We start from the raw sequence: 16,007 nt of genomic DNA, 5'->3' as shown, positions 1-16,007 counted from the left end.
TGCGCCCGGATTTCGGGGTCCAGGTCACCAGTTCGTCGATCGAGGTCAGCGCGCGCGCGCGGATCGTGTCGCCGTAATCGCCCATGCCGTCATCGAGCTTCTTGTCGATGGCGACGAACCATTGCGGCGTGTTGCGAAAGATCAGCGGCGCCTTGGAGCGCCACGAATGCGGATAGGAATGCTTCAGCCTGCCCCGCGCGATCAGGGCGCCGGTTTCGGCCAAAGCCGCGATCACCCGCTTGTTGGCGTCCTTTTCGCGGCCCTTGCGATCGAAGATCACCGCGCCGCCGAACAGCGGCAAATCCTCGCGGAACGATCCGTCCTCCAGCACGTTATGGGTCATGGGCAGCCCGTGCTTCACCCCGAGGATGTAGTCGTCGGCGCCGTGGCTGGGCGCGGTGTGCACGAAACCCGTGCCCGCCTCCTCGGTGACATGGTCGCCGGGCAGCATGGGCACGTCGTAATCCCATTCTCCGGCGCCGCCCTCCACGCCCCGCAGCGGATGCGCGCAGGACAGCAGGTCAAGCTGCGCGGCGGTGACGTCATGCAGCCGCCTGAACCCCGCGACCCTGGCCGCGGCGAACACCTCCGCCGCAAGCGTGTCGCTCAGCAGATACTTGTCGCCGCGCTTGGCCCAGTTGTCCTCTTCGGCATCGGTGACTTCATAAAGCCCGTAGGACAGCGTCGGGTTGAAGGCCACCGCGCGGTTGGACGGGATGGTCCAGGCCGTGGTGGTCCAGATCACCACGTCGACGCCCAGCAGATCGGATTGCGCGCCGGTGGTCTCCACCGCCTTGACCACCGGGAACTTCACCCAGATGGTGTGCGACTGGTGGTCGTGATATTCGACCTCGGCCTCGGCCAGCGCGGTCTTTTCCACCACCGACCACATCACCGGCTTGGAGCCGCGATAGAGCGCGCCGTTCATGATGAATTTCATGAACTCCTCGGCGATCACCGCCTCGGCGTCAAAGGCCATGGTCAGGTAGGGATCGGCCCAATTGCCGGTGACGCCGAGGCGCTTGAACTCCTCGCGCTGGATATCGACCCAGCCCTGGGCGAACTTGCGGCATTCGGCGCGGAACTCGTTGACCGGCACCTTGTCCTTGTCGAGCCCCTTGGCGCGATACTGCTCCTCGATCTTCCATTCGATGGGCAGGCCGTGGCAGTCCCAGCCCGGCACATAGCGGCTGTCGCGCCCCAGCATCTGTTGCGATCGGACGATGAAATCCTTGAGGATCTTGTTGAGCGCATGGCCGATATGCAGATGCCCGTTGGCATAGGGCGGGCCGTCATGCAGCACGAAGGGCCGCCGCCCGGTCTTTTCGCGCAGGCGGTCGTAGACGCCCATCTCGGCCCAGCGCGCCAGCCATTCCGGTTCGCGCCTGGGAAGGCCCGCGCGCATGGGGAAATCGGTCCTGGGCAGGCGCAGGGTGGCCTTGTAATCGGGTTTTTCAGCGGCGTCCGCTGGGTTGGTCGCGGAGTCGTCCGTGGTTTCGGCGCACATGGGGATTGGTCCCGTCATTCTGTCTGGTCAGGTCGGATGATCGGCGCGCGAAAGCCGCAGACGCCTTGTCCCGGCGCTCCGCGTTCAGGAGGCCGGGCGGGTAATTCGCATGGAAATGCCCAAAACTCGGATCATGGGCGGCTTATACGCGCCGCGCGCCCGGTTTGGAAGGGCGATCGGGCGCGCGGCCCCGGCCCGCGGGCGCGCGGCGCCTCACCGGGTGGCGATCGCCCCGCCCCTCGCCGCCGGGATGGCGCCGCATTCCGACGCCAGCCTCGGCAATGCGGGCGCCTAGAGATCCAGTTCCAGAACCCCCGCCGCCGCCGCCGCGCGCGATTGGCAGAGGATGACGCTGTCGGCCTTCTGCGCCGCCGAGAGCACGAAATCCCGGTGTTCGACCTCGCCCGAGATCAACCCGCATTTGCAGACCCCGCACAGCCCGTCGGCGCATTTCAGGTTCACCGGCAGGCCGGCGCGGATCAGCGCGTCCGCGGCGCTTTCATCCGCCGCCACCGCGATCTCGCGCCCCGAGCGCGCCAGCTTCAGCGTGAAGGGGTGGTTGACGTGGTCGGGCTGCTCGGGGACCGAGAAATATTCGCGCCGCATGGAGTCCGCGGGCCAGCCGAGCCCGGCGCCGGTTTCCAGCACCGCCGTCATGTAGCGGTCCGGCCCGCAGGCATACAGCATCCATCCATCCTCGCGCCGCGACAGGATCGCCGCCAGATCGGCCCGCGACCCCTCGTCGGAGAAATGCAGATGCACCCGGTCGGCCCATGGCGCCGCCGCCAGATCGTCGAGAAACCCCGCCGCCGCGCGACTGGCGCAGGAATAATGCAGATCGAAATCGGCACCGAGCGCATGCAGGCGATGCGCCATGGCGATCATCGGCGTCACCCCGATGCCGCCGCCCATCAGCAGGCTGCGCGTCGCGCCCTCCTCAAGCGGGAAATGGTTGATGGGACGGGAGATGAACACCTTGCGCCCCTCGGCGAAGATCCGATGCATGAGTCTGGAGCCGCCGCGCCCCCGATCCTCGCGCAGCACCGCGATCTGGTATTTCGACGGGTCCGCCGGATCGCCCGACAGCGAATACTGGCGGAAGAATTCCGGCGCCGCCACGACGTCGATATGGGCGCCTGCCTCGGCCGCAGGCAGATCGGCGCCCGTCGGGTCGCGGAATTCATATTTGGTGATGTCGGGGGTCATGGCCTCGACCCTGCGCAGTTCGACCCGGATCACCGGCGAGGGCCCCTTGTCGTTGTCATAGACATGCGCGACCCGGTCGATGGTGCCGAACAGGATGTGGCGCTGATAATCCTCGGCGCTGATCATGGCCTTGTAGGCGGCGATGCCGGCCTCGCGATCCATGGGGAAGGGGAAGGGCCAGGGATGCGGGGCCAGCGGCGCGGGATAGACGGCGAGCGTCTGGTCCTCGTAGCGGATCTGGAGATCCGGCTGCAGGTCGCGTTCATTGACCGGTTCGCGCGGCGGGCCGTAGGGGCCCTCGTCGATCATCTCCAGATCCCACCACCATTTTTTCACGCGGTTGAGTCCGCCGCGCCCGAGCTTGTCGTCGAGTCTGGCCAGATGCTTCGCCGCGCCGGGCAGCTTCATCGCCGCCCAGCGGAACGGGGCCTCGGCGAACAGGCCCTCGAGGTTCCAGGGGCAGGCTTTCATGCAGCGCCCGCACATGGCGCCGCCCAGCGTGCCGATGCGGTAGGCGGCGCAGCGCTGGCTGTCGGATTTCCAGATCTCGTAGCCGTTGAACATCAGTTTCGGCCCGGCGGTGATGGCCCCCGACGGGCATTCGCGGGCGCATTTGCTGCAGGATCGGCAAAACCGCTGCAGGCCGAAATCGATGGGCCGGTCATGGGTCATGGGCAGGTCGGTGGTCACCGCCCCGGATTTCAGACGCGGCCCCAGATAGGGATTCAGGATCACCTCGCCGATGCGCGACACCTCCCCCAGCCCCGACAGCAGCAGCAGCGGCGGCTGCAGCACCTCGCCATCCATCACCGTATGCACCCGCGCGGTGTAGCCCAGGTTGCGGATCTGCTGGGCGATCACCCCGCCGAGCAGCGCGAATCGCAGATAGGCGCGCATGGACTGGGCCACGGCGATCCAGTCGTCGCCCGAGGAGCCGTCCATGGTTTCATGCCCCTGATCGATGATCATGGAGATGGCGTTCTTGTGGTAGGGCGCGATCGGATCGCCGGCGGCGTCGTGGCTGTAATACGTCCAGTCCGGGCAGCGCGAGATCCCCACCGCGTCGGCGCCCAGCCAGTAGCTCGTGGCCTTGATGTTGGCGGCGTTGCGCGCCGGATCGTTGGCCAGCGGCGAAATCTCGGGCGCCGCCTTGCCGTCGCCCAGCAGCACGAAGGCCCCCAGCGCCGGACGAAACGCGAAGCCGGAGGCGGATTTGCGCACATAGCCCCCGGCCTTGGCGCGCTGCTGGTTGGCCGGGCCCATGTCGCCGAACTGGGCGCGGGCGAACATGTCTGCGCGCTTGGGCACCCGGGCGACGCGGGGCTCGTCGATATAGGTGGTCGGGGTCTCGACGCGACGGCTGCGTTCAAAAGGCTGCGCGCCGTCCATGAAGCGGCGGCGCGCATAGGGGTCGCGGTTGAAGGCGTTCTTGGCGAATCCCTTGCCCACCCACCAGGCCGGGCCGTGGCTGCGCAGCCGGTCCGCGAGGCCGCGCCGGGCCAGCGGGCGATCGGGCGCCATTTCCATTTCGGTGGTGACGGCGGCAAGCCCGAAACGGGTCCCCGCATAGGGGTTGGACAGGGCGGCGCCGTCAAGCTCCGCCAGCCCGGCGGCCAGCGCCAGCCGCCCCAGATCCACATCCGAGGCCGAGGCCGAATGCGCCCTTGCGGAAAATCCCAGCAGCCGCAGGTAGCTGGCCAGCACCGAGGCGGTCTCGGACGCGCGCAGCGCCGAGCGATGCGCCTGCGCGTCGCGGAACCACACGCAGCCCTCCTCGTCGCTGCCCGGGTCGCGGGGATGTTCGAAGAGGATGACGATGGCGTGGGAATGCGGGCCGCGCCCCCCGTCACCGCCGTCGATGCGTTCGGGCGGGCGTTCGGCCGATTCCTTCAGTTCGGCCATGATCACGTCGATGCCCGAGGCCAGCGTCTTGGTCTGCTTGGTGCGCAGGTCCTCGGCCAGCCGCGCCACCGCCGGGTTGACCAACGGCGCGTCAAGCAGCGCCCCGCGCGGCAGGGCGCAGATGCCCATCTGCGAGGCGTCGCAAAAATAGCCGAATGATTTCAGATTGTTCGCGCGTTCCTGCGGATCGGCGGGGATGCTGGCCCGCTGTTTCTTGACCAGCCCCTCGCGAATCGCGTCCAGCATCGCCGCATAGTCGGCCATGGCGTTGACGATGCTGGTGGGATGGTCCGGGCGGGCGTAATCGAGCGGCGCGAAGCGCGGCGCGCGGGCGAAATCCGCGGTCGCGGCGGCGGCGTCGCCGCGGGCCAGGGTTTCAAGCGGGTAAGGGCCGAGATGCACGGGACGGTCGCGGTGGGAAAACAGGCGCATGGGGGCTCCCGAAAGGGCCGAAACCGGCTTTTCATGTGATTGCGACCGGTATATCATTACCAATGTTAATCATCAACGGTCATCGGTCATGCAAGCCAGCTATCGACTCGCCACCCGCATCGGCCACCGCATGAGCCGCGCCGCCGCGCTCATGCATCGCCATTTCGAGGCGCGCGCCGGGGATCTCGGGGTCACGCGCATGACCTGGACGGCGCTGGCCTCGATCGGGCTGGAGGGCGTGGCCTCGCCTTCGGCGCTGGCGGCGCATATGGGGGTGACGCGGCCTGCGGCCTCGCGATTGCTGCGCCAGATGGAAAGGGCCGGGCTGCTGCTGCGCGCGCCCGCGCGGGGCGACGGCCAGCCAGGCGACGTCGACAAGCGCGCGGTGGCGTTGGCGCTGACCGAGGCGGGGCGCGCCAAGCTGGCGCTGGTGCGCCCGCGCGCCGAGGAGACCAACCGCCATTTCAGCGCCAAGCTGACCGGGGCGGAACTGGCCGAGCTGTTCCGCCTGCTCGACAAGCTCGCCGAGGGCGAGGCCGACGCCACCCGCCTTTGACGTCCATCGTCCGGTGGCGGCCATCATCGGGGGGCGACCCGGGGCTAGGTCTTGCCGCTCAGGCAGAAATCGGCGCGCACCCGGCGCTCCAGCATGTGCCCCAGCAGCAGCAGCCCCGCGGTCACCGCCGCGGGATAGGTCATCGAGGTGGTGTGCGCGGTGTAATTCACGAAGGCCGCGTCGCGCATCTGGTCGATGGTGTGAAACAGCGGGTTCCAGTCCATCAGCGGCCGGATGAAGCCGGGCACCGAATTGGCGGTCATGAACTTGCCGCTGGTCACGAACATCGCCCGCTGGAACAGCAGGTTGTAGACCTGCGCGCCGCCGGTGTAGCGGGCGATTCCGGTCAGGCACATCCCGGCGCCGACGCCGAACAGCCAGGTGACCAGCAGCGGCGCGATCAGCCCGAAGGGATCCTGGATCGCGCCCACGTCGCGCAGCAGGTAGTTGCCGGTGAAGATCAGCGCCATGGACACCAGCATCACATAGAAGGTCGACAGCGCCCCGGCCCAGGCGATGATCACCGGCTGCACCGGCTGGTGGAACATCATCGGCCCGCTGACCGCGATCGAGGCGGCGTTCTTGGTGCGCGTGGCGATCAGGAACAGGTAGATCCCGGTGAGCAGGAACGTCACCATGTCGCCGCGCACCACGGATACGAACTTGCCCATCACTTCGAACATGGCGATGAAGCCGAGCGCCATCATCACCGGCACCGCGAAGGCCGACAGCAGGCCGAGCCCGCCCCCCGCCTGCCGGCGCACCCCGTTCACCGTGGTCGCGGCCAGCAGCCCCAGCACCCGACGCGCGCTGCGCCACAGGGGCGGCGGCGCGGGGGGCGCGAAGGCGCCCGGACCGGGCGGGGTTGGCGGCGCGGCGACGGTCACGGCGCGGCGATCTCCTATTGTTCACGACCTGTCAACGCGAGGCCGGTCAGATGCGGGCGGATCAGGCGCCGGCCCGGACCCGGGCGGCGATAATGATGGACTTGCCGCGCCCGCTGCCCGACAAAAGCCCGAATTCGCGACGACTGTCGCATCCAAGCGTTAAGGAGAGAACAAACATGGATCACCAGAGGATCTGCTCCGAGATCACCCGACTGGCCCTCGAAGCCGGCGCGGTGATCATGGAGGTCTATGACGGCCCTGATTTCGAAGTGAAATCCAAGGCCGACGACAGCCCGGTGACCCTTGCCGACGAACGCGCCGACGCCCTCATCTCCGCCGGCCTGCGCGCCGCCTTCCCCGACATCGCGCTGGTGACCGAGGAACAGGCGGACAGCCATTCGGTGCAGGCGGACGCGTTCTTCATCGTCGACCCGCTCGACGGCACCAAGGAATTCATCAGGCGGCGCGGCGAATTCACCGTGAACATCGCGCTGGTGGTGGACGGCGCGCCGATTCGCGGCGTGGTCTACGCGCCGGCGATCGGGCGGCTGTTTTACACCGACGCCGCGGGCCGCACCATGGAAGCCGATCCCGACGGCGCCAATCCGCGCCCGCTGCGGGTGTCGACGCCCGACAACGCCGCGCTGAAGGTGGTGGCCTCGAAATCCCATCGCGACGCGGCCACCGACGCCTATATCGCGCAATACAAGGCGGCGGATTTCCTCTCCGCCGGCTCGTCGCTGAAATTCTGCCTGGTGGCGGCCGGGGAGGCGGATCTCTACCCCCGGCTCGGGCGCACCATGGAATGGGACACCGCCGCCGGGCACGCGGTGCTGACCGGCGCCGGGGGCCGGGTCGACCGGCTCGACGGCTCGGGACCGCTGACCTATGGCAAGCCCGGCTATGAAAACCCGTTCTTCATCTGCTATGCGCCGGGCGTCGAGATCGTGGCCTCGGACGCGAAATTCGGCTGATGCGGGTCTCGGTCGTCATCCCCGCCCGTTACGCCTCGGCGCGTTTTCCCGGCAAGCCCATGCAGTTGCTGAAGGGCGCGGGCGGGCGGTCCAAGACCCTGATTCGCCGCAGCTGGGAGGCGGCGATGCTGGCCGAGGGCGTCACCGAAGTGGTGGTGGCCACCGACGATGCGCGCATCGTCGCCGAGGTGGAGTCGTTCGGCGGCAAGACCGCCCTGACCCCCGAAAGCTGCGCCAACGGCACCGAGCGCTGCGCCGCGGCGCTGCCCCGGCTCGCCGATCCGGACGTGGTGGTGAACCTGCAGGGCGACGCGCCGCTGACCCCGCCCTGGTTCATCGAGGCGCTGATCGGCGCCATGCTGACCTCGGGCTGCGAGGTCGCGACCCCGGTGCTGCGCTGCGACGCCGCCGCCCACCGCGCCTTCACCGAAGACCGGCTGGCGGGGCGGGTGGGCGGCACCACGGCGGTTTTTGACCGTCAGGGCCGCGCGCTTTACTTTTCGAAAGAGGTTCTGCCCTACACCGGACGCATGTTCAGCGAGAATGACACCTGCCCCGTGTTCCATCACGTGGGCGTCTACGCCTACACCCCGACGGCGCTGCGCTCCTATGGCGGCTGGCCGCTGGGGACGCTGGAAAGCTGGGAGGGGCTGGAGCAGCTGCGCTTCCTGGAAAACAACGTGCCGGTGCGCTGCGTCGAGGTCGAGGCCCGCGGCCGCGTGTTCTGGGAACTGAACAATCCGGTGGACATCGCCCGGGTCGAGGACGCGCTGGCCGGCGCGGGGCTCGCCTGAGATGACCGGCGCGCCGCATGCAACCAGCGCCCACGCGACCGTGTCCGTGGTGGTGCCGACGCGGAACCGGCCGCGCGAATTGCGCATGCTGCTGCTGGCCCTGCGCGCGCAAAGCCTTGCGGATTTCGAGGTCGTGGTGGTGGGCGACCGGGCGAGCCTGCGCGACTGCGGCGTGCGCGGGCCGGGCGCCGTGGGCGTGATCTATCGCCAATGCGCCGAGGCCAACATCGCGCGGGCGCGCAACATCGGGGTCGCGGCGGCATCGGGCGAGGTCATCGCCTTCATCGACGACGACGCGACGCCCGAACCGGGCTGGCTCGACGCGCTGGCCGCGCCATTCGCGGATTCGGACGTGGGCGGGGTCGGCGGCTATGCCCGCGGCTGGAACGGGGTATCGTTCCAGTTCCGCGCCTCGGCCTTGTCGGAGACCGGCGAGACCCTGCCGCTCGACGACATCGACGCCCCGCGCCGGATGCGCCCGCTGAGCTTCCTCGGGGCCAATTGCGCCTATCGGCGCGCGGCGCTGGACGAGATCGGCGGATTTGACGAAAACTATCGCTATTTTCTTGACGAGAGCGACGTGAACCTGCGCCTGCATCGCACGGGCTGGACGCTGCGCTTCGCGCCCGCGGCGGAGGTGCAGCACCTGCATGCGCGTTCGTCGATTCGGCGCGCCAACCGGGCGCCGCTCTGCCTGTTCGAAATCGGCGCCAGCAAGGCGTATTTCCTCATGCGTCACGCCCGGCCCGATCAGGTGGATCTGGCGCTGGCGCGGTTTCGCGACAAGCAGCGCGCGCGGCTGCTGCGCATGGTGCATGACGGCCGGCTGGAACCGGTGGCGGTGCCGGGGCTGCTGGAAACGCTGGAGGACGGGCTCGCGGTCGGCTTCACCCGCAGCCCGCGCGCCCGGGTGCGCATCGGCGACCATGCCGGGCCGCGCGGCTTCTGCGCCGACCCGCGGGCGCTGGCCGATGCGCCGCGGCCCAGCGGCCCGCCGGCGCCGCGCCGAACCCGCCCCGCCGAGGGGCTGGCGATCATCGCCCTGCCCGGCGATCTGGGCCGCATGCGCGCCGTCGCCCGGGCGCTGGCGGCGGACGGGCGCCCGGTGACGCTGATCGATTTCCGCTGGAGCCCGCGCCCCCTGCGCGCCGCCTTTCACGAAGACGGCTACTGGTGGCACAAGGCCGGGGTGTTCGGGTTGTCCGAGCGCGACGCGCCGCGCCCCGCGGGCGGACGCGCCGCGCGGGCGCTGACCGAATTCGCCCGCATCCGCGCCAGCCGCCGCATCGCCTGCCTGCTGCGCCCCGACCACCCGGCCTACGCCCCCGCGCCGCAGGGCGCCGTCACGCCGCAGGGCGCCGTCATGCCGCAGGGCGGCGGCGTCGCGGCCGCGCGCGTGACCGCCGCTCCGTGGCGGATCGGGATCGGCCAGACCAGACGCGACGCGGACGCGCCTCAGTCGCAGGGGCTTCGCGTTTTGGGAAATTATGTCGTTGAACCACTCGATGGTGCAGTGCACTATGCGGCCTTGTCCATAGCAATGGCATTGCAGGAAGATCAATTCGCGCCAGGGTCGGCGCTCGCGCCCGCAGTCATGTCAGCGGTTCGATGACCATCATCCGCAAGATGCTTTGCGTGGAGTTCAAGGCCCGCATCGTCCACGCGCCGCCAGGGCCCGGGCGACGCGGACGAGCAAGGAGACGAAGATGCGCAGGAAAGTGACGAAGGCGGTTTTTCCGGTGGCGGGGCTTGGCACGCGGTTCTTGCCCGCGACCAAGGCCATTCCCAAGGAGGTCCTGCCGCTCGTCGACCGACCGCTGATCCAATACGCCATCGACGAGGCCCGCGCCGCGGGGATCGAGGAATTCATCTTCGTCACCTCGCGCGGCAAATCGGCGCTCGAAGACTATTTCGACTGCGCGCCCGATCTGGAACGCGCGCTGGTGGCCAAGAACAAGGACGATCTGCTCGCCGAGGTGCAAAAGGCCAACATGGACAGCGGCGCCATCGCCTATGTGCGCCAGACCGAGGCGCTCGGGCTCGGCCATGCGGTCTGGTGCGCCCGCCGCCTGGTCGGCAACGAACCGATCGCGGTGCTGCTGCCCGACGACGTGATCATGGGCGCCAAGCCCTGCCTTCAGCAGATGATGGAGGCCTATGAGGATATCGGCGGCTGCATGGTCGCGGCCATGGAGGTGCCCTCGGACAAGGTCTCGTCCTACGGCGTGCTCGACATCGAGAAGGACATGAACCCGCTGCTGCGCGCGCGCGGCATGGTGGAGAAACCCGACGCGGCGGACGCGCCGTCCAACCTCGCGGTGATCGGTCGCTACATCCTGACGCCCTCGGTGCTGCGCACGCTCGACAAGGGGCTGAAAGGCGCGGGCGGCGAGATCCAGCTCACCGACGCCATCGCCGCCGAGATCGCCGCGGGGCGCGATGTCCATGGCTATCGCTTCGACGGCAAGCGCTACGATTGCGGCTCCAAGGCCGGATTCCTGCAGGCGACCGTGGCCTTCGGGCTGGCGCGCGCCGATCTGCATGACGAATTCGACGCGTTCCTGCAGGACACCGTCGCCCTGCCCCGCGCGGCCGAGTAGCCCGGCGCATCTGGCACGGAGGCCCTCGTGGCACGCATTCTGGTCACCGGCGGCGCCGGCTATATCGGCGCGCATGGGTGCAAGGCGCTGCGCGCCGCCGGGCACGAGCCCGTCACCTTTGACGATTTTCGCACCGGCTGGCGCGCGGCGGTGAAATACGGTCCCCTGATCGAGGGCGACCTCAACGATCCGGACGCCCTGCGCGCCGCCTTCGCCCAGATCCGCCCCGACGCGGTGATGCATTTCGCGGCGCTGTCGAATGTCGGCGAGTCCACCAGGGATCCCGGGCTGTACTGGCGCAACAACGCCGGCGGTTCGCTGAATCTGCTGAGCGCCATGCGCGACGCCGGGGTCGGGACCATCGTGTTTTCGTCCACCGCCGCCACCTATGGCGAACCGGATCAGCACCCGATCACCGAGACAGCGCCGCAAAACCCCATCAACCCCTACGGCGCCTCGAAACTGGCGGTCGAGGCCATGCTCGGGGATTTCGAGGCGGCGCATGGCATCCGCGCCATCGCGTTTCGCTATTTCAACGTCGCCGGCGCCGACGCGGGCGGCGAGATCGGCGAGGATCACGTCCCCGAAACCCACCTGATCCCGCTGGTGCTCGACGCCGCCGCCGGGACGCGCGACGCGATCACCGTGTTCGGCGAGGATTACCCCACCCCCGACGGAACCTGCATCCGCGACTACGTGCATGTCAGCGACCTGATCGACGCCCATGTGCAGGGGGCCGACTGGCTGCTGCGCGGCGGGCCGAGCCTGCGGCTCAATCTCGGAACCGGGCACGGGTTTTCGGTGCGCGAGGTGATCGACGCGGCGCGCGAGGTCGTGGGCGGCGACATTCCGGTGCGCGCCGGCGCCCGGCGCGCCGGCGATCCGGCTCGGCTGGTCTGCGACGCCGCCCGGGCGCGGGACATCCTCGGCTGGCGCGCGCCGCGCTCGAACCTGCGCCAGATGATCGGCGACGCCTGGGCCTGGCGGCAATCCGGCCGGTTTTCGAGCTGACCGGCATGGGGCCGGTCATCCTCGATCTGTCCCGCACGCTGGCCCGCGCCCGGCTGCCCACCCCCAGCGGCATCGACCGGGTGGAGCGCGCCTATTTCGACTGGATCGCCGGGACCGCGCCGAAGGCCCGGTTCCTGGTCACCGCCGCGCAGCGCCACGCGCTGCTGAGCCCGGACGCGGCGCGCGAGCTGATCGACACCCTTGACTCCGGCGACGAACTGCCGCCTTCGGATCTGCGCGGCGCGTTCTCGCGCTGGAAATCCGAACGCCAGCGCCGCGCCGACAGCCTGGCGCGGCGTCTCGCCGACAGCGTCGCCGCCGATCTGGGCGCGCTGATCGCGCCGCTGGGATCGCGCACGCTTTACCTGAACGTGGCGCAGGCGCATCTGGATCTGGATCGGCTGGGCGCGCTGCGCGCCGGCGGGGTCAGCCGCGCGGTGGCCATGATCCATGACGTGATTCCGCTCGAACACCCGGAATTCGCCCGCCCCGCGGCGCCGGCGCGGCTGATGGCGTTTCTCGCCGCCGCCGGCCGATGCGACGGGGTGGTGTTCAATTCCGCGGACACCGCCGCGCGGGCCCGGGCGCATCTCGACGCGACGCCGCCGGCCTGCACGGCGCTGCTTGGCGCCGCAGCGCCGGCGCGTGCGCCCAACCAACCGCCGGCGGGGGCGGCGGAATTCGTCATGCTCGGCACCATCGAGCCGCGCAAGAACCATCTGGGGATGCTGCGGATCTGGCGCCGGCTGCATGACGAACTGGGCGCCGCCGCGCCGCATCTGCACGTCATCGGCCGCCGGGGCTGGGAAAACGAGATGATCCTCGACGTGCTGGAGCGCAGCCCGATGATCGGGCGCTGCGTGTTCGAACATCCCGGCCTCGACAACGCCGCCGTCGCGGCGCGGCTGGCGCGGGCCACGGCGCTGCTGCTGCCCTCCTTCGCCGAGGGGTTCGGGCTGCCGGCGGCGGAGGCGCTGGCCTCGGGCGCCCCGGTGATCGCCGCCGATCTGCCGGCCCTGCGCGAGGCCGCGGCCGACGCGCCCGACTATCTCGACCCCCTGGATCTGCCCGCCTGGATCGAGACCATCCTGAACTACGCCGAGCCCGGGTCGCCGCGCCGCGCCGCGCAGCTCGCGCGCATCGCGCACTGGCGCGCGCCAAGCTGGCAGGCGCATTTCGACAAGGTCTCCGCCTTCATCGACAGGCTGGAACACCGGTCCGCTTAACCCCGGATTCACCCTGTCCTGCGCAGGATCGGGTCGGGACATCGATCGGGCGTGGGGCCTGAGGAACAAGACCGCATGGGGCTCGCCAGCGCCATCTCGCTCCGCGCCGAGCGCGAAAACCTGCTGCGGCGGGCGCGCCGCGCCGCACGCGCGCTGACCGCCGCGGTCACGCGCCCGCCCGGCGACGGCGTGCTGCTCTGCGCCTGTCTCCGGGACGAGGCCCCGCGGCTGGAATGGTTTCTCGATTATTATCGGCGGCTGGGCGTCGGGCATTTTCTGATGATCGACAACGGGTCGCGCGACGACGGCCCGGCGCTGCTGGCCGATCAGCCGGACGTGTCGCTGTGGCGGGCGCGCGGCTCCTACCGGGCGGCGCGGTTCGGCATGGACTGGGTGAATGCGCTGCTGGCGCGCCACGCGCGCGGGCGCTGGGCGCTGACCGTGGACCCCGATGAATTCCTGATCTACCCTCATTGCGACACGCGCCCGCTGCCGGCGCTGACCGACTGGCTCGACCACCGCGACCGGCAAAGCCTCGGCGCCATGCTGGTGGATCTCTATCCCGAGACACCCGGCCTCGCCCCCTGCCCGCGGGGCGCCGATCCCATCGCCGCGGCCCCCTGGTTCGACGCCGCCGGGCATCTGGTGGAGCGCGATCCCCGCTACCACAACCTGTGGATTCGCGGCGGCCCGCGCCTGCGGGCGCTGTTCGCCGACGCCCCGCGCCACGCCCCGGCGCTCAACAAGATTCCGCTGGTGAAATGGCGGGGCCGGCCGGTCTATGCCTCCTCGACCCACGCGCTGCTGCCCCGGCGCCTGAACCGCACCTATGCGCGCGACCGGGGGGAGATGCTCTCCGCCTGCCTGCTGCACGCCAAGTTCCTGGCCCCGCTGGCGCAAAAGGCCGGCGACCCGGAGATCCGCGCCGAGCATTACGAAGGCGGGCGCGAATACGCCGCCTATGCGGCGGCGCTGGCCGGCGGGCGCGGATTTTTCAACGCCCGGTCAACGCGGTATGAGGATTGGCGCCAACTGGCGGCCCGCGGGTTGATGGGCGCGGGGCTCTGGGCGTGAGGGCCCCGGTCCCATGAGCGTCGCCTACATCATCCTCGCCCATGACCATCTGGCGCGGGCCGGGGCGCTGGCGGCGCATCTGGCGCGCGACGGCGCGCCGGTGGCCGTGCATCTGGACCGCCGCGCCGATGCGACGGCTTTCGAAACCGCGCTGGACGGCGCGCCGGCGCTGCGCATCAGGCCGCGCCGCGCCGAATGGGGCATGTGGCCGCTTGTCGGGGCGACGCTGGACGGGCTCGCCGCCCTGCGCGCCGAACCCGGCTGGCGCCATGTGGCGCTGCTGTCGGGCGCCGATCTGCCGCTGCGCGGCGCCGCCGATCTGCGGGCCTTTCTCGACGACCGCCGCGACCTGGATTTCATCGAGAGCGTCGACCCGACGGTCTCGTCATGGGTGCGCGGCGGCCTCTGCCGCGAGCGTTTCGAATACTATTTTCCGGTGTCCTGGCGGCGCCATCGCCGCGCCTTCGATGCGCTGGTGGCCGCGCAGCGACGGCTGGGCCTGCGCCGCAAGCCGCCGCTGGCGCCGCGCATCGGCGCGCAGTGGTGGTGCCTGAGCCGCCGCACCGCGGAGGCGATCCTCGACGACCCGGATCTGCCCCGGCTGATCCGCTGGTTTCGCCGCACATGGACCCCGGATGAAAGCTTTTTCCAGAGCCTCGCCGCGCGCCACGCCGATCCCGGGCGCATCGCCGGGCATGGGCTCACTTTCGCGCGCTTCGACGCCGAGGGCCGCCCGCATGTGTTCTACGACGATCATCTGGCGGCGCTGGAGGCGAGCGACTGGTTTTTCGCGCGAAAGATCTGGCCGGGGGCGGATCGGCTCTATGCGCGGTTTCTCGGCGATCCGCCCGCACGCGGCGCCGGGTTCGGGCGTCGCCCCCCCGCCATCGCCTTTGACGACATCGAGGCCCGCGCCCGGGCCGCGCCGCCGGGGCTGCGCCATGCGGGGCGCGCGCCCAGGCTCAGCGCCGAGCGGATGGGCGCCACAGCCGCGCCCTACAAGGTGTTCGTGGGCGTCGAGGCGGCGTTCGCGGCGCCGCTCCGCCCCTGGCTGGCGCACAGCGCCGACATCGCCGTGCACGGGCGCATATTCGCCGGAGGCGGGTTCGCCGGGGATGGAGGCGCGGACGCGCGGCTCGGGCCCGGCGGCCTGAGCAACGCGCCGGCGATCCGCGCGATTTCGCCCGAACGGCTGCTGGCGTCGCTGATCGGCGCGGGGCGGTCGGTCCAGGGGGTCTGCCTCGCGCCGGAGGATGACGAGGCGATCTGGTCGGTGATCGCCGACGACCCCAATGCGGCGCTGATCGTGCTGCGCGACGCCTGGGCGCTGGGCGGGGACATCGCGCCCGAGGCGGCGCGGCGCGCCATGCGCCGCGAACGCGACATGCTGCGCCGCTGCGCGCCCGGGCGCATCGCGCTGATCGACCCCGCCGCCTTGCTGGCCGGCCCCGAGGCCGAGGCGCGCGCGGCGCTGGCCCGGGCATGTCGCGAGGTCAATATCGGTTTCGCCGCCACGCCGCCGCCCCTGCCCGCCCGGTTGCCGGCGGAGCCGCTGGCGCGCAGGTTCCGCCGTTTGCGCGCCCGCGGCTTTGACGTCAGCGCCGCGCTGGCGGCCTGGCGTCCGGCGCCCGTGGCGACTCTGTCAGGCCGCGCCGCCATCGGCGCCGCCGGGGGCGGATAGGGGCGGCGAGGCGGCCTCGGCGCGGGCCGCGGCGGCGAAGCGGTCGGCGAAACGCGCCGCCATGCCGGTATGCGCCGCCGGGTCGAGCAGCGCCTGCCAGTCAAGCGCCGGACCCGCGTCGCGCGTGGCCGCCGCGAGCGCCGCGGCCAGCGGCGCC

The 16,007-nt window shown here is 70.6% G+C and carries 13 protein-coding genes; 9 read left to right on the top strand and 4 right to left on the bottom strand.

Annotated elements, in window-relative coordinates:
* Both AC1HC7_RS06685 and AC1HC7_RS06680 read right to left on the bottom strand, forming a co-directional pair.
* Window positions 1-1,507, bottom strand: a 1,507-nt coding sequence (locus AC1HC7_RS06685; RefSeq protein ID WP_479498821.1) for a class I tRNA ligase family protein, incomplete at its 3' end; no start/stop codon positions are given.
* 291 nt (window positions 1,508-1,798) lie between these two features.
* Entirely contained in the window at window positions 1,799-5,047 is a 3,249-nt protein-coding gene (locus AC1HC7_RS06680) for a 4Fe-4S dicluster domain-containing protein (RefSeq protein WP_479496867.1), read from the bottom strand.
* A gap of 88 nt (window positions 5,048-5,135) precedes the next feature.
* Between AC1HC7_RS06680 and AC1HC7_RS06675 the strand changes: the two genes are divergently transcribed.
* Entirely contained in the window at window positions 5,136-5,603 is a 468-nt protein-coding gene (locus AC1HC7_RS06675; protein ID WP_479496866.1) for a MarR family winged helix-turn-helix transcriptional regulator, read from the top strand.
* Between the two features lie 44 nt (window positions 5,604-5,647).
* Here the strand turns inward: AC1HC7_RS06675 and AC1HC7_RS06670 are convergent, their stop codons facing one another.
* Window positions 5,648-6,490, bottom strand: coding sequence for an ABC transporter permease (locus AC1HC7_RS06670; protein WP_479496865.1), 843 nt, complete (start codon window positions 6,488-6,490; stop codon window positions 5,648-5,650).
* A 176-nt stretch (window positions 6,491-6,666) separates the two neighbouring features.
* Between AC1HC7_RS06670 and cysQ the strand changes: the two genes are divergently transcribed.
* From cysQ to AC1HC7_RS06630, 8 genes are all read left to right on the top strand, one after another.
* Window positions 6,667-7,464, top strand: a complete 798-nt coding sequence (cysQ, locus tag AC1HC7_RS06665; protein ID WP_479496864.1) for a 3'(2'),5'-bisphosphate nucleotidase CysQ — start codon at window positions 6,667-6,669, stop codon at window positions 7,462-7,464.
* Entirely contained in the window at window positions 7,464-8,258 is a 795-nt protein-coding gene (locus AC1HC7_RS06660; RefSeq protein WP_479496863.1) for a 3-deoxy-manno-octulosonate cytidylyltransferase, read from the top strand. The genes cysQ and AC1HC7_RS06660 overlap by 1 nt, the downstream gene beginning before the upstream one ends.
* A gap of 1 nt (window position 8,259) precedes the next feature.
* Window positions 8,260-9,870 carry a glycosyltransferase family 2 protein gene (locus AC1HC7_RS06655; protein ID WP_479496862.1) on the top strand — a complete coding sequence of 537 codons (1,611 nt, stop codon included), beginning with the start codon at window positions 8,260-8,262 and terminating at the stop codon, window positions 9,868-9,870.
* A gap of 94 nt (window positions 9,871-9,964) precedes the next feature.
* Window positions 9,965-10,858, top strand: coding sequence for a UTP--glucose-1-phosphate uridylyltransferase GalU (gene galU, locus AC1HC7_RS06650; RefSeq protein WP_479496861.1), 894 nt, complete (start codon window positions 9,965-9,967; stop codon window positions 10,856-10,858).
* Window positions 10,859-10,885: 27 nt separating this feature from the next.
* A complete protein-coding gene (gene galE, locus AC1HC7_RS06645) occupies window positions 10,886-11,869 on the top strand; it encodes a UDP-glucose 4-epimerase GalE (RefSeq protein ID WP_479496860.1) in 984 nt (327 codons plus the stop codon).
* A gap of 5 nt (window positions 11,870-11,874) precedes the next feature.
* The gene (locus tag AC1HC7_RS06640) at window positions 11,875-13,095 is read left to right on the top strand and encodes a glycosyltransferase (protein ID WP_479496859.1); all 1,221 of its coding nucleotides are present in this window, start codon (window positions 11,875-11,877) and stop codon (window positions 13,093-13,095) included.
* 75 nt (window positions 13,096-13,170) lie between these two features.
* Window positions 13,171-14,169, top strand: coding sequence for a glycosyltransferase family 2 protein (locus AC1HC7_RS06635; protein WP_479496858.1), 999 nt, complete (start codon window positions 13,171-13,173; stop codon window positions 14,167-14,169).
* Window positions 14,170-14,182: 13 nt separating this feature from the next.
* Complete coding sequence (locus tag AC1HC7_RS06630; RefSeq protein ID WP_479498820.1) at window positions 14,183-15,850, top strand: DUF5927 domain-containing protein; 1,668 nt, start codon at window positions 14,183-14,185, stop codon at window positions 15,848-15,850.
* Here the strand turns inward: AC1HC7_RS06630 and AC1HC7_RS06625 are convergent.
* Window positions 15,812-16,007: hypothetical protein (locus tag AC1HC7_RS06625; RefSeq protein ID WP_479498819.1), on the bottom strand; the 196-nt coding region annotated here is incomplete at its 5' end. The two genes, AC1HC7_RS06630 and AC1HC7_RS06625, sit on opposite strands and share 39 nt — an antisense overlap.

The organism is Oceanicella sp. (genome assembly GCF_056449545.1).
The sequence above is the reverse complement of the archived record's forward strand: the minus strand, read 5'-3'. Positions and strand labels throughout refer to the sequence as shown.